Source organism: Brevibacterium linens (genome assembly GCF_003999335.1).
Classification (GTDB): Bacteria; Actinomycetota; Actinomycetes; order Actinomycetales; family Brevibacteriaceae; genus Brevibacterium; species Brevibacterium linens.
On sequence record NZ_CP026734.1, the window covers coordinates 2,557,723 to 2,583,878 of the forward strand.

Sequence of the window (26,156 nt, forward strand, 5' to 3'; positions counted from 1 at the left end):
GCTTCCGCTATGACTCTGCCGGCCGAGCGCGGTGGGTCTCAGGCCCGCGGGTGTGCTCGCCGGTAGGTGTCCTGCAGACGTTGCATGGATACCTGGGTGTAGATCTGCGTGCTGCTCATCGTGGAGTGGCCGAGCAGCTCTTGGATCTGTCGCAGGTCGGCCCCGCGGTCGAGCATGTGCGTGGCCGCCGAATGCCGCAGACCGTGCGGTCCGATGTCGGGAGCACTGGGGTCGTCGGAGCCGTAGCGGTGAACGAGTTCGCGCACCTGTCGCGCACCGATGCGTCCCCCACGGACGCCGAGGAACAGTGCGTCGCCGCTGTGGGGACCGGCGAACAGTTCACGGGTGGCGAGCCAGTCGTCGAGGGCTCTGCGTGCCGGGGCGCCGAACGGGACGCGACGTTCTTTGTTGCCTTTGCCGAGCACGGTGATCATCGATGCGCGGTCGTCGATGTCGCTGCGGTCGAGTCCGGTCAGTTCGGAGACGCGGATCGCGGTGGCGTAGAGCATTTCGAGGATCGCGGCATCGCGGATGCGTTTGGCCGCGTCGTACGGGTCGCTCGTGTCCGCGTCGCCCTGTGCGGTGTCGCCCGTCGTGGCGCCGCCAGCCGCCGAATCGCTCGTGTCCGTGCCGCCCTGTGCGGCGTCCGCTGGCCTTCGTCCCGCGCCGGTGTCGCCGGTTCGCTGGCCGTCGGCAGCGGAGATGAGGTCGGCGGCCTGCTGCGGTTTGAGCACCGTGGGCAGCCGGGAGTCCTTCTTCGGAGTCCGCAGACGTGCGGCCGGGTTGTTCGACAGTCCCAGGTTGCTCACGCCGTAGGCGAAGAAGGAGCGAACGGCGGCGATCTTGCGAGCCACTGTCGATTTCGCGGCACCGGCATCGTCGAGGGTGATGAGCCAGGAACGCAGGTCATCGAGTTCGACGGAGGCGAGATCGATGCGTGCGCCGGACGTCGTCGACGCGCGTCCTCCCTCGGTCCCGCGCCGGAGCTTCGTCGAGTGCACGGCGTGGTCGAGGAAGTCGGAGACGTCGGCGACGTAGGCACGTGCGGTGTGCTCGGAGACGTCACGAGACCGCAGGTGGTCGGCATAGCCTGTCACCACCTCGGCGACGGTCGATGATGTGCTCACGTTCCCAGGATACGTGGATGGTCGGGCTCAGCCGCGGGACGTGCGCAGTTTCACCCACCCGGTGTCGCGGCGTTCGGCCAGTCCGGCCAGGTCGAGAGTGGTCAGCGAATTGAGCGCATCTGCGATCGTCAGTCCTGCCCGCGAGGCGATGGTCCCGACATCGAGCGGTTTCGATACGGTCAGCACATTCAGGCAGATCCTCTCCCGCTCATCAAGCGCTTCACGGGGGTCGGGAGCCGGCGGACGATCTCCGTTCTCTGCGGCGGCACCCGCCCCGGTCGCGTCGAAGAGCGACGGAGTCTCGTCGAAGAGCGCGGGAGTCTCGTCGTCCATGAGTGCAATGACATCGTCGCTGCAGGTGACGAGTTCTGCTTCGTGCTCGCGCACGAGCTTGTGGGCCCCGGTCGACGACGCCGAATACACAGATCCGGGGAAGGCCGCGACCTGCCGGGAGAGTTCGAGGGCATGCCGCGCGGTGTTGAGTGCTCCGCTGCGCCAACCGGCTTCGACGATGACGCTGACCTGCGACGAGCCGGCGATGAGTCGGTTGCGCAGCAGGAATCGGTGGCGCATCGGCGTCATTCCCGGTGCGGTCTCGGACACGATGGCGCCGGTGGCGAGGATCTGTTCGAACAGGTCGGCGTTCGCCGCCGGATAGAAGCGGTCGACTCCCCCGGCCATGAATGCCACCGTCGGCGCTTCCCTGGCGATGGCGGCACGGTGGGCGGCTGCGTCGATGCCGAACGCACCGCCGGACACGACGGTGATTCCGCGAGCGGCAAGATCCCACGCAAGGTCAGAGGCACATTTGGTTCCGTAGCTGCTGGCTGCTCTGGCACCGACCACGGCAACGGCTCGAGTCAGGACGGTGCTCAGGGAGGCAGCTCCCCGCACCCACAGACCCAAGGGTGCTGCGGGACCGAGGTCGTCGAGCATTCGGGGCCACTCGTCATCATCGGGAATGACCAGTCGGCCGCCGATTCTCGCGATGCTGTCCAGATCGTTCCCTCTCGTCTCGGCATCCCCGGCTCGCACCGCCCACCGGTCGATGGCCTCGGCCATCTGCCCGTGTTCGGCTGCCTCGGTGCCGGTGACTGTCAGACCGTGGACGGCTTCGTGAGCCGTGGTCTCACCGCGGCCGACGGCCATGATGATCCCTCGGGCGGCGACCGGGCCGATCCCGTCGACGAGCCGTTTGAGCAGACCGTCGCCGGGCTCGCCGATGCGCAGCAGTGAGGCGATGGCTGCGCGGACGTCCTCATCAGTGTTCACGGTCATGACTCCTGTGTCCTCAGGGCGAGCGCCGTTCTCATCGTGTCGGGATCGGGCCCGGGTTTCCCGGCCAGATCGGCCAGAGTGGTGGCGACGCGCAGCACCCTGTCGTAGCCGCGCATGGTGATCCGGCCTGTGTCGAGCGCCCGATCGAGGTCGGACAGGTCTGCCGGTGTGAGTGCGAAGTGGTCACGAAGCCAGGCTCCGGGCGCTTCGGCGTTGAGCCTCCAGTCGCAGTCGGCGAAGCGTTCGGCCTGCCGGTTCCGCGCGTCCAGCACGCGGGCCGCCACTGTGGCGCTCGTCTCCTGATCCCCGCCGAGGCGGAGGTCAGCCGGGGAGACGGGAAAGAGTTCGAGCTGCAGGTCGACTCGGTCGAGCAGCGGCCCCGACAGCCGATTGCGATAGCGGCGTTTGTCCAACGGTGTGCATCGACAGTCCGCACCGACCCCGGCCATCCCGACCCCGCAGGGGCAGGGGTTCGCGGCCATGATGAGCTGGAATGACGCCGGAAGCACCATCGATCCCCACGCCCGGTGGATGTGGACGCGACGGGATTCCATCGGCTGCCGCAGGGCTTCGAGGACGTCGCGGGAGAATTCGGGAGCTTCGTCCATGAACAGCACCCCGCGGTGGGCGCGGCTGAGCACTCCGACCGTTCCGGGTCGGCGTCCGCCGATGAGCGCCGAGGCGGTGCTGCGGTGGTGGGGTGCTTCGAACGGGGGCCGGTGGTCGAGTCCGTCGCTGCCGTCGAGTTCCCCGCGCAGCGAGCGGACGGCGGCGACCTCGACGGCTTCATCGTCGCTCAGCGGCGGCAGGATTCCGGGCAGGCACTGGGCGAGCAGGGTCTTGCCCGCTCCGGGTGTGCCGCGCATGAGCAGGTTGTGGCCGCCCGCGGCGGCGACCTCGAGGCCGAATCGCCCTTCGGCCTGTCCTTGGACTTCGCAGAGATCGTGGAGTTCCGGGGCCACGGGGACGGGTCGGTCCATGTCGAGGACCGCCGGCAGTGCAGGTACGGCCATCGATCCGCCATAGGCATTGACCACCTCGGCCAGAGAGGCGACCGGGAGGACTCTGGCGCGTCCGATGAGCCGTGCCTCGTCGGCATTGCCGATGGGGACGACGAACCGGTCGAAACCGGCCTGCAGCGCTGTGTGCAGGGACGGGAGCACCCCGGTGACGGGACGGATTCTGCCGTCGAGTCCGATCTCACCGCAGTGGATGACGCTGCCGGTGTCCTCGGTGGTGATCAGGGACAGTGCTCTGAGCACGGCGACGGCGATGCCGAGGTCGAATCCGGTGCCGATCTTCGGCACTGTTCCAGGGGTGAGATTGATTGTCAGGTGTTCTGTGGCGACGGGTTCTCCGAGGTAGGCCAGGGCTGCCCGAAGTCGTTTGCGCGATTCGCTCACCGAGGCATCCGGCAGTCCGACGATGTCGATTCCGGGCAGTCCGGCGCTGACGCCGGCTTCGATCGACACGATCTTCCCGGTCAGCCCCCACAGTGCCACGGCGGAGGCCCGTCCGATGATGTGCGCCGAGGCGGCGGGTCCGACATCGTCGGCTACGGCCCGCTCGTCCGGATCGCGCGGTTCTGCCGGCTCGCGCGGTTCGTCCGGCTCGGCCTGCTCGACCGACGGTTCCTCCTGTCCCGGGGTCTCCTCACTCATGAGTCGACCTGGATGTTCGGGCAGTGGAAGTACTGGACGCGCGGTTCCATGATGATTCCGAGCGCATCGATGCGCGTGGCCGGAAAATATTCGTCCTGCCCGCTCAGCCAGATCCCTGCCAGTGTGCGGATGCGGGCGAGCTTGGTTCGGGTCACGGCTTCCAGCGGTGATCCCAGCAGTGCGGTGCGCCGTGTCTTGACCTCGACGAAGACCGCAGTGTCACCGTCGCGGGCGATGATGTCGAGCTCTCCTCGTGCGCACCGGAAGTTGCGTTCGAGAACGACCAGACCGGCGTCCTCCAAGAACGCGACCGCGAGGTCCTCTCCCCTGCTGCCGAGCGCCTGCTTACGCCGGCCCTTCACGGTCCGGGTGCTCTTCGACGCTCGTGTCCGACCGGGTGTTCGTATCCGTCCCATGTCCGTCAGATGACCACGACGCCATGGCTCTGCGGAAGTGCAGAAGAAGAGCCTGTGGACGGTGCCCGACCATCCACAGGCCCACGACGGTCAAGTCAGAGCCGCGTCCACAGCGATCGGCGCGCGAGTGGTCGAGCCCAGCTGCCGACGATGATGCGAGGAGGCCGCCTCAGCCGCGGATCGCCGTCGGCGGTTCGAGATCGGACTTCGCGATCTCCTCGATGTTGACGTCCTTGAACGTCAGCACGTGCACGGTCTTGATGAACCGGGCCGACCGGTAGCTGTCCCACACCCAGGCGTCGCGCAGGGTGAGTTCGAAGTACACGTCGCCGGCGTCGTTGTGGGCCTTGAGGTCGACATGGTTGGCGAGGTAGAACCGACGCTCGGTCTCGACGACATAGGCGAAGAGACCGACGACGTCCCGGTATTCCTTGTACAGCGCGAGCTCGAGTTGCGCTTCGTAGTCGTCAAGATCATCGGCACTCATGACAGGCCCTCCTTCGCTCTTGAGTCCGCGCTCAGGCGGAAGCTTCTCCGGTGGTGGATGCTGGGGCCGAGTTCGGCGATGCCCTGTCGGTGCTTCACCGTCCCGTATCCCACGTTCGATTCCCAACCATAGTGCGGATGAGCCTCGGCGAGGGCGATCATCGTCTCGTCGCGTGCCACTTTCGCCACAATGCTTGCCGCCGCGATCGCCGGTACCGAGCCGTCGCCCTTGATCACGGTGCGCACCGGCGGCAGTTCGAGGTCGGCGCAGTCTCCGAATATCCCCAGGCAATCGAGGGTGAGTGGGGCCGAGAGCCAATCGTGGCGGCCGTCGAGGAGCACCATCGTCCGGTCGGGGAATTCGCCCACCGAGGCGGCTCTGCCATCGACATCGACGCCGCCCGAACCGTTCTGTTCGGAACCGCCCGAACCGTTCTGTTCGGAACCGATCGAACAATGACCCTCGGAACGCGGGTCCGCCCAATCGCTGAGCATCGAGATCATGGCGCGGCGTCCGGCGAGGTTGAGGGCCATCGTCATCCCCACCTCGTCGAGTTCGGCAGGAGTCGTCGACCCCACCGCCGCGGCGGTCGCCCACGATCGCACTCGCTCGGTGGCCTCCTGCCTCGACTGCGCGCTCAGCTGCTTCGAGTCATGGATGCCGGCGGGTACCTCGGCGGCGGTGAGGGCGCGCAGATCGAACAGGGCGACACCGACACCGACGGGCCCGGCCAGAGCGCCGCGGCCCACCTCGTCGACGCCGATGACGAAATCGAATCCCTCGCTGAGCAGTCCGCGTTCGACGCTGAGGTCGGTCAGTCCACGTGCGGCCATCAGTTCCCGGTGATTCCCTCGGCGGTGTCCGGCACGTCCGCGAAGACCTCGTCGGGGGTCGAGACCCAGCTGAAGTGTTTGAACGGCCAGTTGATGAGGAACACGGTGCCGACCACGTCGTCTTCGGCCACATAGGGGTCGGTGTCCATGTGGTAGCGGGAATCGGCGGAGTTGCTGCGGTTGTCGCCCATCACCCAGTAGTGGCCCTCGGGCACGGTGACTTCGAATTCGACCTCCGAGGGGGCGGTGCCCGCATCGAGGTAGGTTTCGTCGATCGGTTCGCCGTTGACCAGCAGGCGTCCTTCGGCGTCGCAGCACTTGATCGTGTCACCGCCGACGCCGATGACGCGTTTGATCAGCTGATTGCCCGCGTCCGAGGGGGCCAAGCCGATGAATTCGAGGACCGGGTTGGGAGTGTACTCGGCGGTCTCGGCCGCCGAGAGCCAATGGTCGGGGTCGTCGAAGACGATGATGTCGCCGCGGTCGGCGGGTCCGAAGCGGTGCGCCAGCTGGTTGACGAGGACCCGGTCATCGACCTGGAGGGTGGTCATCATCGATTCCGACGGGATGTAGAACGCGCGGACGACCCACGTCTTCAGCGCCGTCGAGATGAGCAGGGCGATGACGATGATCGCCAGGGTCTCCAGCAGCCCGCGCGCGAACCGTTTCGAGGCGGGTGGCGGGGACGCTTCGGATTCGCTTGTCATTCGTTCGCTTTCACATCGGACCAGGACTGCGGCGGTTCGGACCAGCACTGCGGCTGTGGACTGAACCGAGCGTATCAGCACGACCGGAGCCTCACTCCCAGCCGCAGTGCAGTTGAGTGTGAACGCTCAGCCGTCCGCGCAAGGCTCAGATGACGCCGAAATCCCCTCACCGAGGCGGGCCCCCGACCTCGCGTGTGAGAGGTCGGGACGGGAGCATGAGCACCGCGTGTCAGCTCCCGCGGGTTCGAAAATCATACGCACCGATCGAAATCACTGCATTTGCACTTTGGACCCGCCCTCACCGAGGCGGCGCTCAGTCGATCGAGGAGCCGTGCCCGATCACGGGGCCGATGACCCGATCGGTGGGGATGAATCCCCCACCGGGCCGTCCCAGCAGCGACCGGGAATCGGCGGATTCATTGCGATTGTCGCCCATCACCCACATGGTGCCGTCGGGGACTTCGACGGAGAATTCCACCGCCGAGGCGGGAGTGGGGGCATAGTCTTCGCGCAGTGGTTTGCCGTTGAGCAGCAGACGCCCCTTCGCGTCGCAGCATTCGAGGCTGTCACCGCCGACGGCGATGACGCGCTTGACGTAGTAGACGTCCCGGGGGCCGAGGCCGACCCAGGAGCCGATCTTCTGCAGAGGGGTGGGCAGCGCATCGTCGACGAACGATCCGCGACCGTCGAAGACGACGATGTCTCCGCGTTGGAGGTCTCCGCGCAGCGCGTCCGGACGCCACACCGTGATCGAGTCGTCGACCTTGAGCGTCGGCTCCATCGAAGCACTCGGAATGGTGAAGCGCTGGATGACGAATCCGCGGATCGATCCGCCGAGGACGATGATGACGACGACAATCGCCGCAATCGTCTTCCAGAACCGTGCCGAAGACAGAAGACGCGACCCGAAGGTCGCGTCTTCATGTCTGATCGGCACCGTGTGATCATCGCCCACAGTGCCGGGCAAATCAGGCCTTTTCGCGGATGCGAGCAGCCTTGCCGCGCAGTTCGCGCAGGTAGTACAGCTTCGCACGGCGCACTGCACCGCGGGTGAGGACCTCGATCTTGTCGACGTTGGGCGAGTGCACCGGGAAGGTACGCTCCACACCGACGCCGAAGCTGATCTTACGAACGGTGAAGGTCTCGCGAACGCCGTCGCCCTGGCGACGGATGACGATTCCCTTGAAGACCTGGATACGCGAGCGCGAACCTTCGATCACCTTGACGTGAACGTTGAGGGTGTCGCCCGGGCGGAATTCGGGAACGTCAGACTTCAGCGAGGCTGCATCTACAACATCGAGCTTCTGCATTGTGGTTTCTCCTGTGGCCTCTGCTTCAGGTCGAGGACACGCATATCGGACCGGTGAACCGGTAGCTGGATCGTCTGTCGGGATCTCTCCCCGTCGACCCGCCGAATCTCTGCGGCGAGCCACCTTGGGCACTCATCCCCCTGAAGCAGGTGAGTGCCAACAAACGCGACGCTCTATTCTGTCACGGTTGAGCGCTCAGACTCAAACCGCTGAAGCGCCGCGAGGTCGTCCTTGCTCAGGTCATCGAGTCTCTCGAGCAGATCCGGTCTGACTTCTGCGGTGCGTTCGAGACGTCGGTCACGTCGCCACCGGGCGATCGCGGCATGGTTGCCGCTGAGCAGGATCTCGGGCACGTCACGTCCGCGCCAGTTCGCCGGCTTCGTGTAGATCGGGTATTCGAGCAGTCCGTCTTCGTGGCTCTCCTCGGTCAGCGACTTGGGGTTGCCGATGACGCCGGGGATGAGGCGGCTGACGGCTTCGATCATCACCATCGAGGCGACTTCGCCGCCGTTGAGCACGTAGTCGCCGATGCTCATGGGCAGCAGATCGAAGTGCTCGCCCGCCCAATCGATGACGCGCTGGTCGATGCCTTCGTAGCGTCCGCAGGCGAAGACGAGGTGGTCGCGGGCGGCGAGGTCCTCGGCGATGCGCTGATCGAACACCTGCCCGGCAGGGCTGGGCACGATGAGCGTCGGCTTACCTCCGGCTGCAGGACCCGCACTCTGAGCACTTTCCGGGCCTTCGCCCTCCGCACTGCTGCGACCTGCCAGGATGTGCTCGAGAGCCAGGGCCCAGGGTTCGGCCTTCATGACCATGCCCGCTCCCCCACCGTAGGGCGAGTCATCGACGGTGTTGTGCCGGTCGAAGGTGAAGTCCCGCAGGTCGTGGACGTCCAGGCTCAGCTGACCGCGGTCGACGGCCTTGCCGATGAGCGAGAGCTGCAGACCGGCAAGATACTCGGGGAAGATCGAGACGACGTCGATCGACATCTGCGGTCCGACCGCCTCGGCGGAGGCCCCACCCTGGGTCACAGGGTCGGATCCAGTCGCTTCGGCGGGGGTGTCGCTGTCGGTCATCGGGGACGGTTCGCTCATTCGGCGTCGAAGAGGCCGGCGGGCGGGGTGACGCTGACGCGGCCGGAGTCGATGTCGACGTCGGGCACGATCTCGGTGACGAAGGGAATGAGCACAACGTGTCCGTCCGCGTGCTTCATATGGAGCAGGTCCTGGGCGGTGCCGTTGGTGACGTCGACGATCTCGCCGACGAGGGCGTCGTTCTCATAGACCTGGAGTCCGATGAGGTCGTCGAGGTACCAGGCATCGGCTTCGTCCTCGTCGTCGTCCGCCTCGGCGAGGATGAGGGTATTGCGGATCTCCTCGGCACGATTGCGATCGGGGACCTCGTCGAAGGCCAGGAGCAGGCGGTCGCGGTGCCACCTCGCCGACTTCAGCGTCAGCACTCCGATATCGGGATCGGTGGCGAAGGTCTCACCGGGGTTGAGCCGTTCCTCGGGTCGGTCGGTGCGCACCTCGACGGTGAATTCGCCTTTGATTCCGTGCGGCTTGCCCAGCCGGGCGATCACCGTGTCCATACTGCTCCTCGAAGTGTGCTGTCACTGCCTGTCCGGCCGATCATGCGTCCGGATGACTTCTCTTGCGGTCAGCCGACGGACCGCCATGCTCTGGCACCAGTGTAGTCGGCGACCGGCGGATGAATGCACGAGAGGGGATGCAGCGCATCTGCACTGCATCCCCTCTCGGATGTCGGAATTACGCCTCGATGAGGTCCACTCGCACCGACTCACGGCCGGCCAGCGAGTTCATCACGGTGCGCAGGGCCTTGGCGGTCCTGCCTGCACGGCCGATGACCCGGCCGAGGTCGTCGGGGTGAACCCGGACCTCGAGGGTCGTGCCGCGCTGCGACGAACGCGAACGAACGGAGACGTCGTCGGGATGATCGACGATTCCGCGGACCAGATGCTCGAGCGAATCAGGCAACATCTCAGGCTTCAGCGCTTTCTTCAGCGGCCTCAGGTGCGGCTTCGGCTGCTTCCTCGGCCGGAGCCTCGGCAGCGTCAGCGGACTTGCCGCCCTTCTGCGTGATGGCTTCCTTGATCACCGATTCGGCGTTGGAGGCCACGTAGGCTTCCTTCTCCGGCTGCGGCTTCACGGTGTTGACCGCTTCACCTTCGCCCTTGAACTTCTGCCAGTCACCGGTGAGCTTGAGCAGAGCCTTGACCTGGTCGCTCGGCTGTGCGCCGACCGACAGCCAGTACTGTGCGCGCTCGGAATCGATCTCGATGACCGAAGGCTCACGGGTCGGGTGGTAGATGCCGATCTGCTCGATGGCCTTACCGTCACGACGAGTCTTCGAATCAGCGACGACGACGCGGTAGAAGGGTGCACGGATCTTGCCCATGCGGGTCAGACGAATTTTGACTGCCACTTTAGTGGTGTCTCCTTTTGTGTTCTGTGTGCACAGCTGTACCAGAAGAATCGTGGGGTTGATCTGCTGGAAGCCGCGGCTCGGACTATCACTTCGGCGCGGATGAGAGGGCCCGGACCGAGAGCAAAAGTACAAGAGTCAATTGTGCCAGAAGCCTCTACTTCTTGCCACCTGGGAAGATTCCCCCGAAGCCCTTGGGCAGGTTCGCCGGGTCGAATTCCTCATCGGCGCCGAGGTCGACACCGCCGAAGGCCGAACCGACCGGATCCTGGGTCTTGCCCGCCTTCTTATCGGCCAGCGCCTGCGCCTCCTGCGCACGCTTGGCCGGGTTGCCCGACTGACCGCCCTTGCGGCCCTTCTTCTTCCCCGCGGGTTTCTTCTTCTTTCCACCCGCGGCACCAGGCATTCCGCCCATTCCGGGCATCTGCGGCATACCGCCGCCACCGGGCATTCCGGGCATTCCGCCGCCGCCACGGGTCATCGACCGCATCATCTTCTGCGCCTGCGTGAAGCGCTCCATGAGCTGGTTGACCGCGGTGACCGTGGTGCCGGCGCCCTTGGCGATGCGGGCACGACGGGAGCCGTTGAGGATCTTCGGGTTGGTGCGCTCCTGCGGTGTCATCGATCTCACAATCGCTTCGACCCGGTCGACCTCACGCTCGTCGAAGTTCGCCAGCTGATCCTTGTACTGGCTCATGCCGGGCATCATGCCCAGCATCTTCTTCATCGAGCCCATCTTCTTCAGGCCCGCCATCTGCGTGAGGAAGTCGTTGAGGTCGAAGTCCTCGCCGGACTCGACCTTCTTCTTGAGCTTCTCGGTCTCTTTTTCGTCGAAGTTCTTCTCGGCCTGCTCGATGAGCGTCATGATGTCGCCCATGTCGAGGATCCGGTCGGCCATTCGGTCCGGATGGAACTGCTCGAAGTCCTTCATCGATTCGCCGGTCGAGGCGAACATGATCGGCTTTCCGGTCACCTCGGCGACGGACAGCGCGGCACCACCGCGTGAGTCACCGTCGAGCTTCGAGAGCACGACGCCGGTGAAGTCGACGCCGTCGAGGAACGCCTCGGCGGTCTTCACCGCGTCCTGACCGATCATCGCGTCGATGACGAAGAGGACTTCGTCGGGGTTGACCGCGCTGCGGATGTCCGCGGCCTGGGCCATGAGCTCCTCGTCGATGCCGAGGCGGCCGGCCGTATCGACGATGACGACGTCGTGGAGTTTGGACTTCGCGACCTCGATCGAGTCGGTGGCGACCTGGATCGGATCGCCCACGCCGTTGCCCGGCTCCGGGGCATAGACCACGGCACCGGCACGTTCGCCGACGATCTGGAGCTGGTTGACGGCGTTGGGCCGCTGCAGGTCGGCGGCGACGAGCATGGGACGGTGGCCCTCGGACTTCAGCCAGTGGGCGAGTTTGCCGGCCAGGGTGGTCTTACCGGCACCCTGGAGGCCGGCGAGCATGATGACCGTCGGCGGACGCTTGGCGAAGTTGAGGCGACGGGTCTGCCCGCCGAGGATGCCGACGAGTTCGTCGTTGACGATCTTGACGACCTGCTGGCCGGGGTTGAGCGCTGCCGAGACCTCCTCGGACAGGGCGCGTTCGCGGATCCGGCCGGTGAAGGCACGCACGACAGGCAGTGCGACGTCGGCGTCGAGCAGGGCACGTCTGATCTCACGGATGGTGGCATCGACGTCGGCTTCGGACAGCCGGCCCTTCCCGCGCAGATTCTTGAAAGTCGCGGTGAGCCTGTCGGACAGAGAGTTAAACACGTACAAGCCTTCTTCACGATGGTTTGGTCGACTCTCTAGACTAGCAAGTCACCCGTGCCGGGCTGAAACCAAGAGTGCTGACAATGCCCCGTGAACCCTCGCCGAGGTGGCGCTGGCCTTCCAGTATTCGTCAATTGCCGAACGCCGAGGCGGCACAAATGCTTCACCTGCAAGCGGAACGGCCGATCGCCTCGGCGAGGTGGTCTGCTTCCACCCTGCCGAGGCGATCAATGAGCACGACGTCGCACTCTCCCCCGTTCACGCGGCCGGCGAGACCCACCGGCCGCCTGGACGGGCGTCTGTTGGGGTCACCGGAACGAGTAGGCCTGCTCGGCGTGTTCGAAGGTGTCGATTCCCTCGAGTTCCTCCCGCGGGTCGATCCGCAGCCCCATCGTCGAACGCAGCACCAGCGAGATGGCCAGCGTGACGAGACCCGCGAAGACGATGGCCACGAGACAGGCGAGCACCTGTGCAACGAGGAGTTCGAGTCCGCCTCCGTAGAAGAGGCCGGCCGGTCCGTCTTCGTTCGGGAAGGCGAAGAACCCGATCATCACGGTGCCGATGATTCCGGCGACGAGGTGGACGGCCACGACATCGAGCGCATCGTCATAGCGCAGACGGTTCTTCGCTTCGACGGCGAAGATCGCACCGGCGCCTGCCGCGATTCCGATGAGGATGGCCGCATAGGGATCGACGTTCGCACACGCCGGGGTGATCGCGACGAGGCCGGCGATAGCTCCCGAGACGCTGCCGATGCTGCTCGGTCGCGAGGCGCGCAGGCGTTCGATCATGATCCAGGTGATCATGCCAGCGGCAGGTGCTGCCAGCGTGTTGATCCAGATGAGTCCGCCCTGTTCGATGGTGGTGGCGGCACCGCCGTTGAACCCGAACCAGCCGAACCACAGCAGCGCAGCCCCGAGCACGGTGATCGGGATGTTGTGCGGCTTGTGCGGGGTCGAGAAGCGGGCGCGACGACCCATGACGACGACGAGCACCAGGGCGGAGATGCCGGCATTGATGTGGACGACCGTGCCTCCGGCGAAGTCGATGGCCGGCCCGAACAGACTGCCGATCGCGCCGGATTCGCTGAGCAGTCCGTCTCCCCAGACCATGAACGCCAGGGGGCAGTACACGAGGGTCACCCACGCGGCGGAGAAGACCAGCCAGGTGGAGAACTTCGCCCGGTCGGCGACCGCGCCGGCGATGAGGGCGATCGCGATCATCGCGAACGTCGAACCGTAGCCGATGGAGATCAGCGAGGCCGGGTCGTTCGCGACCGAGCCGGTGAGTCCGAGTTCGGACAGCGGGTTGCCGACGATTCCGGCGATCGAGTCACCGGAGCTCAGTCCGTAGCCGAAGAGGACCCAGACGAGTCCACCGACGGCCATCGCGGAGAAGACCATCATCATCATATTGATCGCCGAGGTGATCCGCGTCATTCCTCCGTAGAAGAACGCCACCCCGGGGGTCATGAGCAGCACCAACCCCGCGGCGACCATCATCCATACATTCACTGCATCGAGTTCCATGTCGTCTCTTTCGTCTCTTTCGTGTCTCGGCCGGTTCCGAAACGAACCGGGCAGACACAGTCTGCATGACGCATGTCACAGTGGTGAGTCGTCAATGTTTCCGGAATGTGACAAGCCTGGTCTCACCCTGCGAATATGCGGGTGAGACCAGGCTCGAAGAATGTGCGGGATCAGTTGCGCGACAATGCCGTCGGGACTGCTGAGCGTTCAATCAGCCCTCAGTCGAGCAGGGCGTCGACGAACCCTTCCGCGGTGAATGGAGCGAGGTCGTCCGCACCTTCGCCGAGCCCGATGAGCTTGACCGGCACTCCGAGTTCGCGCTGCACGGCGACGACGATTCCGCCCTTCGCGGTCCCGTCGAGCTTGGTGAGCACGATTCCGGTGATGTCGACCGCCTCGGCGAAGACCTTCGCCTGCTGCATGCCGTTCTGTCCGGTGGTCGCGTCGAGGACGAGCAGCACTTCGTCGATCTCGTGGCCCTCCCCCAGCGGGCGGGTGGCCACCCGCTTGACCTTGCCGAGCTCATCCATGAGTCCGCGTTTGTTCTGCAGCCGCCCGGCGGTGTCGATGAGGACGACGTCGGTGCCGTCGGCCTGCCCCTTCTCGACGGCTGAGTATGCCACCGAGGCGGGGTCGGCCCCTTCGTCCTTGCGGACGGTTTCGACGCCGACGCGTTCGCCCCATGTGGCCAGCTGTTCGGCTGCGGCGGCACGGAAGGTGTCCGCGGCTCCGAGCAGCACGGACTTGTCCTCGGCGACGAGCACACGGGCGATCTTGCCCACCGTCGTCGTCTTCCCCGCGCCGTTGACCCCGACCACGAGGATGACGGAGGGGTCGTCGCCCGTGCCGGCATCGGCCAGCGACCGGTCCATCGTCGGGTCGACGAGCGTGATGAGCTCTTCGCGCAGCAGTCCGCGGACCTCTTCGGGGTCCCGGGTGCCGAGCACCTTGACGCGCTCGCGCAGGCGGTCGACGAGTTCGGTCGTCGGTTCGACGCCGACATCGGCGAGGATGAGCGTGTCCTCGATCTCCTCCCAGGCGGACTCATCGAGGTTGTCGCGTGAGAGGAGGTTGAGCAGCCCGCGGCCGAGCCCGGAGTTCGACTTCGCCAGGCGCTGCCGCAGTCGGACGAGGCGGCTGGCCGGTTCGGTGGGAACCTCGGATCCGCGCGTTTCGGCTCTGTCCTTCTCGACCGCCTCGGCGACGTCATCGATGCTCAGTTCACCGGTGACCTCCGCATCGATGCCGCGCCGCTCATCCGGCCCTTTCTTCCGGGCGTTGACGCGCAGCGAGATGCCCAGCGCGACGACGAGAGCGAACACGATCGCCGCGACGATGAGCAAGATGATCGGCTGATCCATGGTTCTTCCGTCCTCCTTTGAGCGCCGCCGTCCGAGCCGTCGGCACTCGAGTTCCCGGATTCTTCCGGTGGTGTCTGTGTGTCGTTGAGCGCGCCGGAATCAGTCGGCGCGGTCGTCGTTGTCGTGGGTCTCGACCGCTCGAGACCGTGGGTGCGAAGGTCAGGACCCCCGGCTGCCGAAGAGCAGCCCGGCGGTGGTCTTCCACCCGGTTCCCGACTCGGGGATCTTCCAGTGGCGGGTGCGCGGGCGCACCGTGATGAGCGAGGGGGCCGCATGGCGCCTGGGCTGTGGCCGGAGCACATAGGAGTGATCGCGGATCGCGGTCACCGCCGCCTGTTCCCTGGTCGCCAGGTGCGAGGTGCCGTCATCGTGGCCGAAGAATTCGTGGACTTCGTCGTCGTAGCCGGTCCACTCGGGCGGCAGGCGGAAGCGCTGCACGTCGGAGGAGTATCGCAGGCGTCCTTCGGCGCGCAGGCCGGGCAGAGCCACGAGGAGGACGACGACGAGTGCCAGAGCGAAGGAGATCGCCAGTCCGACGATGACGACGAGTACCGAATTCATGCCCTCGAGCCACCTCGCAGCACAGCAGCCTCGGCCATGGACGTCTCGCTCCTCACGTTCTTCGATTACCTGTGTCTCGGCCCAAGTCTATAGTCCCCGGCGACGACAATTGTGCTCGCCCGCCATACGGCAGTTGCAAAATTCGCTGGGACTGTCCTGGACGTCACCGTCAAACGGCCTTGTGTCCTCACCGCGGGCCCGTCACCTCGGGCGCGGCGGGCAGACCGGGTGCCGTGGTTCACGGAATCCGCTGCGATATGACCTTCGACACCCCATCGCCGTGCATCGTCACTCCGTAGAGGGCATCGGCGATCTCCATGGTCCGCTTCTGGTGGGTGATGACGATGAGCTGCGAGGAGTCCTGGAGCTCCTTGAACACCGTGAGCAGGCGCGAGAGGTTGAGATCGTCGAGGGCCGCTTCGACCTCGTCCATGACGTAGAACGGACTCGGCCGGGCCTTGAAGATCGCTACCAGCATGGCCACGGCGACCAGCGACCGCTCGCCGCCGGAGAGCAGAGACAGGCGTTTGACCTTCTTGCCGGCCGGGCGGGCGTGGACGTCGACGCCGGTGGTGAGCATATCGTTCGGATCGGTCAGGCTCAGTGCGCCCTCACCACCGGGGAAGAGGCGGGAGAAGATGTCCTCGAACTCCCGCGCCGTATCCGCATAGGCGTCGGCGAAGACGCGTTCGACGTGCCGGTCGACCTCCTCGACGAGCTGCATGAGGTCCTTGCGCGAGGATTCGATGTCCGCGATCTGCTTCTCGAGGAACTGATGCCGTTCCTTCAGCGCCTCGTACTCCTCGAGCGCAAGCGGATTGACCGTGCCGATGCGTTTGAGCTGCGACGCCGCCTGCTTCTGCCGCTTCTCCACCTCGGCGCGCACATACGGACGATCCTCGACGTCCTCATCGAATGACGGGACGGGCAGATGCGGCCCGAATTCGTCGATGAGACGGTCGATGCCCAACCCCGTCTCCTCTTCCGACCGGTGTGCGATCTCCTCGAGCTTCAGCCTGAATCGCTCCTTCGCCAGTTCCGCCTCGGCGGCGGCGTCCTTGAGCTTCTGCAGCTGGGTTCGCGTCGACCCCACTTCCTCGCCGAGGCGGCCCTTCTCTTCGCGCAGACCGCCGCGTTCGTCGACGAGGACCTGGATCGCCTCACCGAGTTCGGCCACCGTGGAGGTGGCCAGCTCCGCGGCGTCGGCCGCCGTCTCGGCGATGAGCTGCACCGAGGCGGCCGCGCGCTTCTTCTTCGCGATCGCGCGCTGCGTCTGCTCCCGCGCCGCCTCTTCGGCCTTCGCCGCTCGCAGGAGGGAGTCGACCCGGTCGCTGAGGAACCGGGCCCGGTCGGCGGCCGATCGGTGGCTGATACGGGCTTCGACGAGGTCGTCGGCGGCCTGGGCGACCTGGGCGCTGAGCTCGTCCCGGGCCGCGGTGTCGACGACTTCGTCGACCTCGGCCGCGGACGCCAGTGCCGCCGCGGCCGATTGGGAGTCGCGTTCTGCGGCTGCCAGGCGGGATTCGAGTTCGGTGGCGTTGTCCTGCGCGCGCTGCAGGCGAGTGCGGGCCACACCGATATCACCGGTGATGCGCGAGACCTCCTCGGCGGCGGCCATGATCTTCGCATCCGAGGAGTGAAGAGCGTCGAGGGCTGCGGCTGATTCATCACGTGCTGCGGTCAGGCGCGGTTCGAGTTCCCTCAAGGAGGCGTCGAGCTTCCTCGCCCGGTCGTCGAGTTCGGCGATGAGGGAATGGGTGTCCTCGAGCGCGGTCTGTGAGGCCAGCCGTGTGCCTGAGGCGGTGCGGGCCCGGCTGATGCGGGTCGCGGTGAGCACTTCACCGTGGACGGTGACAGCGGTGAGTTCGGGCCGGGCCGCGGTCAGTTCGATTCCGGTGCGCGCATCGGGGACGCAGACGACACCGTGCAGCGCCCGGGCCAGCAGAGCACGCAGTTCGGGGACGTCGCTGTCGACGACATCGGAGAGCCATCGCAGGCCTTCCACCGCAGGCAGCGCGGGCAGCTCCGGCAGCGCCTCGAGGGCACTCCCTCCGCCCTTCCCGGTCGCTGATTCGACCCCGGCGGGGATCGTCAGTGACACGTTCGTGTCCTCGCCGAGGTGGTCGAGCACTGCCAGCGCCACGTCGCTGTCATCGACGATGACACCGGAGACCGTGGTCGACAGCGCGGCGGCCGCGGCCATTTCGAAGCCGTGGTCGACGCTCAGCCGTTCGGTCACGGCGGTGCGCACCCCCGGCAGTTCGGCGTTGACGATGTCGTCAAGGTCGGCTTCCAGTGCGGTGCCCAGGGCCAGAGCTTCCGCACGGGCCTTCGCCGAGGACAGTTCGGACGCGACCTGCGCCCGCTGCTCCTGCAGGCCGCTGCGTTCGGTCTCCAACTCCTCAAGGCTCTCCTGCGCCGCCTCGTAGGCGGAGTCGAGTTCGGTCTCACCGGCCTCGACGTCCTCGACACCGGTCTCGGCCGCTTCGAGTTCCCTCTCACGTTCGGCGATGCGGGCGGTGACGGTGTCGATCTCTGCGCGGTTGGCTTCGATCCGGGACTTGAGGTCGGTGATCCGCTCGGCCGCCTGCGTCTGCTTCGACTGCAGCGCCGACCGGTTCTTCACCGCTTCGGTGATGGCGATCTGTGCGGCCCTGACCTCGTCTTCGGCGGTGCGCAGAGCCTGGGTGAGCTCTTCTTTCCGCTGCTGGCTGGCCTCGAGTGCGTTCGTCTTCTCGGCCACGGCCTCTTCGGCCTCTGTGAGTTCGGAGCGGTTGCGTTCGGCTTGGGCGCGCAGCTCTTCGGGTGACTTCGCTTCCCTCTGCCCCAAGCTAGTGACTTCCGACAGCAGGTGGGAGCGTTTGTCCTCGGCCCGGCGGCTCAGTCCCTGGGCGCGCACGATCTGCGTCTGTGTCCGCGATTCCGCGGTGCGTTGGACGTCGAGTTCGGAGTCGAGTTCGGACAGCCGAGCTTCGATCTCCGCCAGGCGCGCCTCGGTGCGAGTGCGTCGATGGTCGAGTTCGGCGATGCGGTCGCTGTGGTCTTCGCCCTCGCTCGTCGAGGCCAGGGAAGACTGCATCCGCACAGCATCGTCAGCGAGCAGTCTGGCGGTGGCGTCACGCAGCGTCGCCTGCACGGTCGCGGCCTTCGCTGCGGCTTCGGCCTGCCGTCCCAAGGGCCCTAACTGCCGGTTGAGTTCGGTGCGCAGATCGGTGAGCCGGTCGAGGTTCGTCTGCAGTCCGGTGAGTTTGCGGACCGCTTTGTCCTTACGACGTCGGTGCTTGAGCACCCCGGCGGCCTCTTCGATGAAGCTGCGGCGCTCCAGCGGGTCGGCATGGAGGATCGCGTCGAGGCGGCCCTGACCGACGATGACGTGCATCTCCTTGCCCAGGCCGGAGTCGTTGAGCAGCTCTTGGATGTCGAGCAGCCTCGCCGGGGCACCGTTGACGGCGTATTCGGATCCGCCGGTGCGGAACAGGGTCCGCGAGATGGTCACCTCGGTGTAGTCGACGGGGATGGCTCCGTCGGTGTTGTCGATGGTCAGAGTCACCTCGGCGCGGCCCAGAGCCTGACGTTTCGAGGTTCCGGCGAAGATGACGTCGTCCATCTTTCCGCCGCGCAGATTCTTCGCACCCTGCTCGCCCATCACCCAGGACAGGGCGTCGACGACGTTGGACTTGCCCGAGCCGTTGGGGCCGACGACGCAGGTGATCCCCGGCTCGAATCGAAGGGTCGTCGCCGAGGCGAAGGACTTGAATCCCCGCAGTGTCAGGCTTTTGAGATGCATATTGGGCACCAGCATATCTGCAGGCGGCGGCGAGATCCCGAATCTTTTGGTAGAGTTTCTCCTCGTGCGCAGGCGACTGCGCCGTTTTCCTCCGTAGCTCAGTTGGCAGAGCATTCGACTGTTAATCGAAGGGTCGCTGGTTCGAGCCCAGCCGGGGGAGCATAAAAGGCCCCGTCGTCACCGACGGGGCCTTCGGAGAGGCAGAACCTGATCGGATGAATACGGTTATCAGACGCGAGGGGAACATCTCGAAGTTCGTCGGATGGATGCTGGTCGTCATGGCGATACTCGCGTTCATCACCCTCATCGTCATCGCCGTCGTCGGCGACCCCGTGGCCCTCATCTTCCTCTTCGGCCCGGTCATACTGCTCATCGGCGCGTGGGTGAACTTCCACATGGGTTCACGCGCCCGGTTGGAGATCACTCCTGAGGAGTTCATCTGGTGCGGCTTCACCGGCAGACCTCATCGGATCGCCTGGCGGGATCTCGACCGCATTCTCATCCCCGCCCCGGGTTCACGCCCGCGGCTGGCGGCGGCCGCGCGTCTCAGGAACGGTCGGATCGTCGAGGTCGACTCGCTGTGGTTGTCTCCGACGAACCCCGCGAACATGCTCACCCCGCCCGACCACGGCGAGGCGCAGAGAGCCCTCATCGACGGCCACAAGGCTTATCTGGCACGAATGTCCCAGCAGTCCGATCTCCCCGGCCGCTGATCGCAGGCATCGCGCACCCGGAGCGTCATGTCAGCGCGCTGCACCGGTGCAGACAGCCGCTGCCGGTGACTGATGGAGTGCTGACAGGAGGAAGCGCGACGAACGCGAGGAAATACGAGCAGCGGTGAGGGGCATCCCGCCTACCGGTACCGCGGGACCTTCTGGCACACGGGGCAGTAGTGGGTTCCGCGTCCGCCGACGGTGATCTTGACGATCTCGGTCCCGCAGCGCACGCATTCCTGTCCCCCGCGCCCGTAGACGAGCAGGGCGCGATCGAAGTAGCCGGATTCGCCGTTGACGTTGACGTAGAGAGCATCGAAGCTCGTCCCGCCCACGGCCAGGGCGTCGCTCATCACTGTCGTCGCGGATTCGATGACCGCGGTCAGGCGGTTCTTCCGTGTCCGCGCCGGCACTGCCAGGGGGTGGACTCCCGCCCGGAACAGCGCCTCATCGGCGTAGATGTTTCCGATTCCGCTGACCAGCGTCTGGTCGAGCAGCGCGGCCTTGATCGCCGTGCGCTTCTTCGCAAGCTCCGCCACGACCCGTTCCGGATCGAACGCGGGTTCGAGCGGATCGGGGGCGATATGGATCGCCGAGGCGGGGACGAGTCGCCCGTACCCGTGGACGAGGGGTTGGACGCCCATATGGCCGAAGATCCGTTGGTCGACGAAGCGCAGTTCGCGGTCGCTGTCGAGGCGCAGGACCGCACGCGTGTGCCGGTGGAGCTCCTCGCCGGGCGAATGGATGCGCAGCTGTCCGCTCATGCCCAGATGCACGAGGATGCCGAGCTCGGGCGTCAGCGGCGAGCAGGCCCCCGAGTCCCGGCCCGCCGTCTCCGAGGAAGGCGCAGTCGCCTCCCCCAGGCTCAGCCACATGAACTTCCCGCGCCGTTCGGCCTTGAGGATGTGTGCCCCGGTCACAGCCGAAGCGAACCCGGAGACCGCGGACGGATCGATGCGCCGCTGGGACGTCGTGCCCAGGATTCGGGGGTCGGCCACCTCGGCGCCGGTGATCGTGGTCCCGGCCGTCCATTCGTCGACGCCGCGACGGACACTTTCGACTTCGGGAAGCTCAGGCATCAGTAACCCTCGATTCGATCAGGCATGCGCCCGTGAGCGCACAAAGAGACCACGGTGAGGCTCAGCGCCGGTAGTCCGGGTAGATGGTGCGGATGGCTTTGACAGCCACCTCGGCGGCCGCAGCTTCGGCGGCCTTCTTCGACGAACCGTCGCCGGCGCCCCAGTTGTTCGCCCCGAGCATCGCGGTGGCGGTGAACACCATCGCATGGTCGGGCCCGGCCGAGGTGATCTCGTAGCTCACGGCACCGAGGTCGAGGTCGGCGGCCGCTTCCTGCAGGGTGGTCTTGAAATCCATCCCCGCGCCGAGGTTGACCGCGTCGTCGAGCATGCCGTCGATGAGGCGGTGGACGAAGGCGAAGGCCTCTTCGCGTCCGCGGGAGACGAAGGTCGCGCCGATGAGCGCTTCGACCGTGTCGGCGAGGATCGAGTCCTTGTTCCGGCCTCCGGTCAGCTCCTCACCCTTGCCCAGCAGAATGTGCTCGCCGATGCCGTGGCGGCGGGCGATCGAGGCGAGGGCGCGCGTGTTGACGACGGCCGAACGCATTTTGGCCAGCTGGCCTTCGGGCAGGTCCGGGTTGTCGTAGAACAGCGACTCGGTGGCGACGAGGCCGAGAACGGAGTCGCCGAGGAACTCGAGGCGCTCGTTGGTGGGGATGCCACCGGCCTCGAAGGCGAAGGAGCGGTGCGTGAGCGCGAGACGAAAAGTCTCGGGATCAATATCGATCCCGAGACTCTTCTTCAGTGCTGCTGTGGTGTCTGTGTCCACAGTCTCAGACGTCAGCGACCTTGCGGCCCTTGTACTCGAGGTACAGCGGGGTGCCGGCTGCGTCTTCGACGACCTTGGCCTGGTGGGGGCGCGAGTACACAACGCGACCGTTCTCCACAGTCTTGACCAGGTTCGGAGCCTTGGCCTTCCACTGCGAACGACGGTGGCGGGTGTTGCTGCGCGACAATTTACGCTTCGGAACAGCCACGTCTAGCTCTCTTTCTTCTCTTCCAACAGATTCTTCAATGATGCGAACGGCGATTCGGATTCGTCCTCGTCCACCTCGAGGTCCTCCCCCAGGGTGTAGCTGAACTCCTCGCTCTCATCCCGCGAGGGATTGAACGGCAGAGCCATCACGACGGCGTCTCTGATCGCGGGCTCGAGGTCGAGCTGATCCCGGTCGATGACGTAGGAGTCCTCGTCCCCTTCGGCCTGCTCATAGACGTACATCTCCTGGATGTCCACATCTATAGGCAGCTCGATGGGTTCGAGCGTCCTCGCGTCTTCGCCGCGGGCCGTCGCCGAGACTGTGCCCGACACGTAGATCCCCTCCGACACACTCTCGAACATCAGCTCGAGCGTCAGTGGTGAACCTTGACCAACCCCGATCACTTCGATCTTGAGATCCGCTGGAGCCGACAAGGTGGTGTTCACCCGTTCCCACTCACCCGGATGACCGAGCAGTCCCATGGATCTGAGATCATAGACGAATTCAGATCTGTTCTTCATGCCCTGTCCTCCTGGCGCGTTTGAGGATGTCGCTCCTGCGTTCACACGCGACTCACCATTCTAATCATTGTCAGCGGTCATTACCAATCGGTGCTCATCGGCCGTGCAGGTGTTCCTCGTCACCATCGTTCGTGATGATTGCGCCAGGTCACTGCCCCGGCGATGAGGAGCAGCGCTCCGGACATCGTGAACACGACCCCGGAGCCGGCGACGATCGTCAGCGCCGAGGCGGCCGAGGGGATCGCGACCTGGCTGAGTCGGTTGCCCGCCAGGCGGATCGAGAGCACCGCGGCCCGATTCTTCGCATCGGCCAGCGCGGACACCCACGACATGGTCAGCGGCTGGGTGAGTCCGAAGCAGAATCCCGCGACCGCGAGCAGCAGCCCGAGCATCCACGGTTGGCTGAACACGGGGATGAGGACGACGCTGATGCCGGCCATCGCCGAGGCGGTCCACAGCAGAGACAGGTCCCGCCACCTGGCCGTGAGGCTTCCGATGAAGAGCCGTGAGACCACCGAGGCCAGGGTGCGCAGGGCGAGCAGCCAGGTCACCGTGGTCACGGACAGTCCGTTCTGCTGCCCGATGAGCGGCAGGTAGGCGGTCATCAGGTCGACGGCGGCGAGCGTGGCCATGGACGCGAAGATCGCCGGTTTCATCCCCCTGATCGACAGGAGCGCCCACGGCGTCTGCGTCCCTTCGGCCGCCTCGGCTCGGGAGACGTGCGGAGTCCTGCCGCGGAGCATGACGATCACGGCGGCGATGAGGGTGAGCGCGGAGACCGCGGTCATGAACCACAGGGCGTTCGTGATCGCGGTGTCCCCCGAGGTGGCATCGGCGACCATTCCCGCCAGAGGCAGTCCGATGGTCTGCCCGATCGAGACGCCGAGGGTGAGGTGGCCGAACTTCGATGTCATCTGGGCCGCCGGGAAGCTCTGCGGGATGAGTGCTTGGGAGGCGACCGTGGTCAGCAGCTGTCCGACGCCGAGGCTCATCGTGGCGACCAGCAGCACACCGAGGTTGGGTGCCATGGCCGCGAGCGCGACGGGCAGGACGGACAGCACGGTGCCCGTCCACAGCACCGCGGTGGCGTACCCGCGGTCGACGAGGCGGCCGATGAGGAGAGCGGTGAGCAGAGGGACGAGGGAGTACACGGCCGTCATCAGGCCGAGGACGAACCCCGTTCCGCCGAGTTCGAGGGTGCGGTAGGAGATGAGGACGCGGACGCCGTTGTAGGTGGCGTGCGCGAGCACGGTATGGATGACGAGACCGGGAAACCACGCCCGGTTGGCTGGAGTCGCCGCGCCCATCCCTCAGCGAGCGCCGTCGCCGGGGTTGTCTCCCCGCAGGGCGTCGAGCACAGAGGTGGGGACGAGGCCTTCGATGTCCCCGCCGCCTCCGTGGACTTCCTTGATGAGTGAGGAGGAGACGTGTTCGAACTTCGGATCACCGGGGACGAAGATCGTCTCGAGTTCGGACAGATGCTTGTTCATCAGCGCCATCGGCAGTTCGTAGGCGAAGTCGGTGCCCGAGCGCAGGCCCTTGACGACGGCGGGGGCGCCGATTCTCGTGCAGTAGTCGACGAGGAGGCCCCCGGAGACGAGGTCGATCGTGATGTTCTGTGCGCCCCGAGTGCGTTCGTCCTCGGTCAGGGATCGACGGATGAGGTCCGCGCGGACGGCCGGGTCGAAGCGACCGGACTTCGAGGGATTGTGGACGACCGCCACGACGACCTCTTCGAACATCCGAGAGCTGCGAGCGATGATATCGAGATGACCCATGGTGATCGGGTCATAGGAACCGGGGCAGACGACCTTCATGCCCTCATCGTATCGTTCGGCCGCTCACGCAGCTGCAGCCACTGGTCGCCGGCGGGCGTCTCATCGTCGTGGCCCCTGACGACTTGGGCGTCGAAACCGTCATCGGATCCGTGCAGTCGGGAGGCGGCCTCGGCCATGATCCGCGCGACGATGGCCAGGGAACGGGGCTCGTCACCGGCGGCGACCGCCTCGGCGAGCTTGCGGTGGCTGTCGATGAGATCGCACCGAACCTCGTAGCCGCGCTTCTCGGACAGCGACAGCAGTCGGGTGTGGACCATCGAGACCTTCATGAGGTCGGTCAGCCGCGCCGATCCGGAGGACGCGACGATCGCATAGTGGAAGTTGAGGTCGGCGTCGCCGATCGTACGCGCGACGTTGTCCTCGATGGCGTGCTCGAGCTCTCGCAGCGCCGTGCCGATCCGTGACGTGGACCGACCCTGCCTGACGACGAGCTTGACCGCCTGCGACTCGATCGCCTCGCGCACGGCGTAGATGTCGTCGATATCGGCGGTGCGCATCCGCCTCACATGCACACCTCGTCCGGGAGCATGCGTCATCACGCCTTCGCTGATGAGACGCTGCAGGGCCTCCCGCAGGGACGGCCGCGACACCCCGAGCAGCTCGGCCGTGCGCACTTCGCTGATCGACTGACCGGGCTCGAGTGACCCGGAGTAGATGGCGTTGCGGATCTGGTCGACGATGAGGTCGATCGTCGACGCCCGGACCACTTTGCGCAGCACCGGCAGCTCGGAAGTAGGAGGATTCGTCACGGTCACGATCATATAACGTTGTCAGACAGTGTGACATTCGGACAACATGAGTATTGAATACTGTCCAAGAGACGCACGTCACCTCGATGTGTCGACGTTCAAGGAAGGAACAGCATATGAAACTCAAAGGACTGGCCGCCGCGACTTCGATCCTCGCGCTGACGCTCACACTGGGTGCCTGCGGCGGAAGCGACTCGGACAAGTCGACTCTCCAGAAGGCCATCGACGACGGAAAGATCACCGTCGGCTTCGCCGGTGAGGCCCCGTACAGCTTCGAAGAGGGCGGTGAGCTCCAGGGAGCTTCCGTCTCCCTGGCCAAGGCCGTGTTCAAGGAGCTCGGCGTCGACGACGTCGAAGGCGTCAACACCGAATTCGGATCTCTCATCCCCGGCCTCAATGCCGATCGCTTCGACGCGATCTCCGCCGGCATGTCGATCCTGCCCGACCGCTGCGAGCAGGCCGCCTTCGGCGATCCCGAGTTCATGTACACGACTGCCCTCATGACCAAGGAGGGCAAGCTCGACGGCATGAAGAACCTCGATGACGTCAAGGACAAGGGCGTCAAGCTCGCCACCATGACCGGTGCCATCGAATCCGACTATGCGAAAGACCTCGGCATCGAGACCCAGCAGGTCGGCACCCCGCAGGACGGTATGGACGCCGTGACCACCGGTCGCGCCGACGTCTTTGCGCTGACCGCCATCTCGCTCAACTGGATGGCGAAGAACAACGCCGATGCCGGTGTCGAAGTCAGCGAATCCTTCGTCCAGGAGATCGACGGTGTCCCGCAGGTCGGTGCCGGTGCCACGGTCTTCCGCACCGATGACGAGGAACTCCGCGACGAGTGGAACAAGGGTCTGGACAAGATCATCTCCGACGAGGACGCCTACCTCGACGCCGTCGGCGACTACGGCTTCACGGCCGAGGAGCGCCCCGACGGTTCGATCACGACCGATCAGCTGTGCAAGGGCGAACTTCCCACCGCTGACTCCTGAGTCGGCGCCAACTC

General features: G+C 65.9%; 27 protein-coding genes and 1 tRNA gene. 3 read left to right on the forward strand and 25 right to left on the reverse strand.

What is annotated here, in order from left to right:
• Positions 1-38: 38 nt before the first annotated feature.
• The 18 genes from CXR29_RS11570 to smc form a co-directional block, all read right to left on the reverse strand.
• Positions 39-1,127: a tyrosine recombinase XerC gene (locus tag CXR29_RS11570; RefSeq protein WP_101553671.1), complete on the reverse strand. Its 1,089-nt coding sequence runs from the start codon at positions 1,125-1,127 to the stop codon at positions 39-41.
• A gap of 27 nt (positions 1,128-1,154) precedes the next feature.
• Complete coding sequence (dprA, locus tag CXR29_RS11575; protein WP_101553670.1) at positions 1,155-2,405, reverse strand: DNA-processing protein DprA; 1,251 nt, start codon at positions 2,403-2,405, stop codon at positions 1,155-1,157.
• Positions 2,402-4,066, reverse strand: coding sequence for a YifB family Mg chelatase-like AAA ATPase (locus CXR29_RS11580; protein WP_101553669.1), 1,665 nt, complete (start codon positions 4,064-4,066; stop codon positions 2,402-2,404). Before CXR29_RS11580 ends, dprA begins: the two co-directional genes overlap by 4 nt.
• Positions 4,063-4,482, reverse strand: coding sequence for a YraN family protein (locus tag CXR29_RS11585; protein ID WP_101553668.1), 420 nt, complete (start codon positions 4,480-4,482; stop codon positions 4,063-4,065). The genes CXR29_RS11580 and CXR29_RS11585 overlap by 4 nt, the downstream gene beginning before the upstream one ends.
• A gap of 169 nt (positions 4,483-4,651) precedes the next feature.
• On the reverse strand, positions 4,652-4,969 hold the full coding sequence (locus tag CXR29_RS11590; RefSeq protein WP_025777313.1) for a DUF2469 domain-containing protein: 318 nt from the start codon (positions 4,967-4,969) through the stop codon (positions 4,652-4,654).
• Positions 4,966-5,802: a ribonuclease HII gene (locus tag CXR29_RS11595; protein WP_127364594.1), complete on the reverse strand. Its 837-nt coding sequence runs from the start codon at positions 5,800-5,802 to the stop codon at positions 4,966-4,968. The genes CXR29_RS11590 and CXR29_RS11595 overlap by 4 nt, the downstream gene beginning before the upstream one ends.
• The gene (lepB, locus tag CXR29_RS11600; protein WP_101553666.1) at positions 5,802-6,509 is read right to left on the reverse strand and encodes a signal peptidase I; all 708 of its coding nucleotides are present in this window, start codon (positions 6,507-6,509) and stop codon (positions 5,802-5,804) included. Before lepB (CXR29_RS11600) ends, CXR29_RS11595 begins: the two co-directional genes overlap by 1 nt.
• 313 nt (positions 6,510-6,822) lie before the next feature.
• Positions 6,823-7,446: a signal peptidase I gene (gene lepB, locus CXR29_RS11605; protein WP_127364595.1), complete on the reverse strand. Its 624-nt coding sequence runs from the start codon at positions 7,444-7,446 to the stop codon at positions 6,823-6,825.
• Positions 7,447-7,477: 31 nt separating this feature from the next.
• Positions 7,478-7,819 (reverse strand): 50S ribosomal protein L19, encoded by a 342-nt coding sequence (rplS, locus tag CXR29_RS11610; RefSeq protein ID WP_025777317.1) that lies wholly within the window; start codon positions 7,817-7,819, stop codon positions 7,478-7,480.
• Between the two features lie 173 nt (positions 7,820-7,992).
• The gene (gene trmD / locus CXR29_RS11615) at positions 7,993-8,808 is read right to left on the reverse strand and encodes a tRNA (guanosine(37)-N1)-methyltransferase TrmD (protein ID WP_101553792.1); all 816 of its coding nucleotides are present in this window, start codon (positions 8,806-8,808) and stop codon (positions 7,993-7,995) included.
• A gap of 101 nt (positions 8,809-8,909) precedes the next feature.
• Positions 8,910-9,410: a ribosome maturation factor RimM gene (rimM, locus tag CXR29_RS11620; RefSeq protein ID WP_101553664.1), complete on the reverse strand. Its 501-nt coding sequence runs from the start codon at positions 9,408-9,410 to the stop codon at positions 8,910-8,912.
• A 178-nt stretch (positions 9,411-9,588) separates the two neighbouring features.
• On the reverse strand, positions 9,589-9,819 hold the full coding sequence (locus tag CXR29_RS11625) for an RNA-binding protein (RefSeq protein ID WP_025777320.1): 231 nt from the start codon (positions 9,817-9,819) through the stop codon (positions 9,589-9,591).
• A gap of 1 nt (position 9,820) precedes the next feature.
• A complete protein-coding gene (rpsP, locus tag CXR29_RS11630) occupies positions 9,821-10,264 on the reverse strand; it encodes a 30S ribosomal protein S16 (protein ID WP_101595125.1) in 444 nt (147 codons plus the stop codon).
• Between the two features lie 157 nt (positions 10,265-10,421).
• Entirely contained in the window at positions 10,422-12,035 is a 1,614-nt protein-coding gene (gene ffh / locus CXR29_RS11635; RefSeq protein ID WP_101553791.1) for a signal recognition particle protein, read from the reverse strand.
• 308 nt (positions 12,036-12,343) lie between these two features.
• Entirely contained in the window at positions 12,344-13,564 is a 1,221-nt protein-coding gene (locus CXR29_RS11640; RefSeq protein WP_025777323.1) for an ammonium transporter, read from the reverse strand.
• A gap of 218 nt (positions 13,565-13,782) precedes the next feature.
• Positions 13,783-14,925: a signal recognition particle-docking protein FtsY gene (gene ftsY / locus CXR29_RS11645; RefSeq protein WP_101553663.1), complete on the reverse strand. Its 1,143-nt coding sequence runs from the start codon at positions 14,923-14,925 to the stop codon at positions 13,783-13,785.
• Between the two features lie 159 nt (positions 14,926-15,084).
• Entirely contained in the window at positions 15,085-15,486 is a 402-nt protein-coding gene (locus CXR29_RS11650) for a hypothetical protein (protein ID WP_025777325.1), read from the reverse strand.
• A gap of 238 nt (positions 15,487-15,724) precedes the next feature.
• Positions 15,725-19,273: a chromosome segregation protein SMC gene (gene smc / locus CXR29_RS11655; protein ID WP_164742813.1), complete on the reverse strand. Its 3,549-nt coding sequence runs from the start codon at positions 19,271-19,273 to the stop codon at positions 15,725-15,727.
• An 87-nt stretch (positions 19,274-19,360) separates the two neighbouring features.
• Between smc and CXR29_RS11660 the strand changes: the two genes are divergently transcribed.
• Positions 19,361-19,433 (forward strand) — tRNA-Asn (locus CXR29_RS11660).
• 55 nt (positions 19,434-19,488) lie between these two features.
• Complete coding sequence (locus tag CXR29_RS11665; RefSeq protein WP_101553661.1) at positions 19,489-19,986, forward strand: hypothetical protein; 498 nt, start codon at positions 19,489-19,491, stop codon at positions 19,984-19,986.
• A gap of 140 nt (positions 19,987-20,126) precedes the next feature.
• Here CXR29_RS11665 and mutM read toward each other — a convergent pair whose 3' ends face one another.
• The 7 genes from mutM to CXR29_RS11700 all read right to left on the reverse strand — a co-directional run bounded on the left by mutM (position 20,127) and on the right by CXR29_RS11700 (position 25,147).
• Positions 20,127-21,065, reverse strand: a complete 939-nt coding sequence (mutM, locus tag CXR29_RS11670; RefSeq protein WP_101553660.1) for a bifunctional DNA-formamidopyrimidine glycosylase/DNA-(apurinic or apyrimidinic site) lyase — start codon at positions 21,063-21,065, stop codon at positions 20,127-20,129.
• A gap of 61 nt (positions 21,066-21,126) precedes the next feature.
• Positions 21,127-21,831 carry a ribonuclease III gene (gene rnc, locus CXR29_RS11675; protein ID WP_025777329.1) on the reverse strand — a complete coding sequence of 235 codons (705 nt, stop codon included), beginning with the start codon at positions 21,829-21,831 and terminating at the stop codon, positions 21,127-21,129.
• 4 nt (positions 21,832-21,835) lie between these two features.
• Positions 21,836-22,039, reverse strand: coding sequence for a 50S ribosomal protein L32 (gene rpmF / locus CXR29_RS11680; protein ID WP_025777330.1), 204 nt, complete (start codon positions 22,037-22,039; stop codon positions 21,836-21,838).
• Positions 22,040-22,041: 2 nt separating this feature from the next.
• On the reverse strand, positions 22,042-22,605 hold the full coding sequence (locus CXR29_RS11685) for a YceD family protein (protein WP_231488408.1): 564 nt from the start codon (positions 22,603-22,605) through the stop codon (positions 22,042-22,044).
• 74 nt (positions 22,606-22,679) lie between these two features.
• Positions 22,680-23,867, reverse strand: a complete 1,188-nt coding sequence (locus CXR29_RS11690; protein ID WP_101595121.1) for an MFS transporter — start codon at positions 23,865-23,867, stop codon at positions 22,680-22,682.
• A 3-nt stretch (positions 23,868-23,870) separates the two neighbouring features.
• On the reverse strand, positions 23,871-24,377 hold the full coding sequence (gene coaD / locus CXR29_RS11695; RefSeq protein WP_127364597.1) for a pantetheine-phosphate adenylyltransferase: 507 nt from the start codon (positions 24,375-24,377) through the stop codon (positions 23,871-23,873).
• A complete protein-coding gene (locus CXR29_RS11700) occupies positions 24,374-25,147 on the reverse strand; it encodes a GntR family transcriptional regulator (protein WP_101595160.1) in 774 nt (257 codons plus the stop codon). The genes coaD and CXR29_RS11700 overlap by 4 nt, the downstream gene beginning before the upstream one ends.
• Before the next feature lie 116 nt (positions 25,148-25,263).
• Between CXR29_RS11700 and ehuB the strand changes: the two genes are divergently transcribed.
• Positions 25,264-26,142 carry an ectoine/hydroxyectoine ABC transporter substrate-binding protein EhuB gene (ehuB, locus tag CXR29_RS11705; RefSeq protein ID WP_101553657.1) on the forward strand — a complete coding sequence of 293 codons (879 nt, stop codon included), beginning with the start codon at positions 25,264-25,266 and terminating at the stop codon, positions 26,140-26,142.
• Positions 26,143-26,156 lie beyond the last annotated feature (14 nt).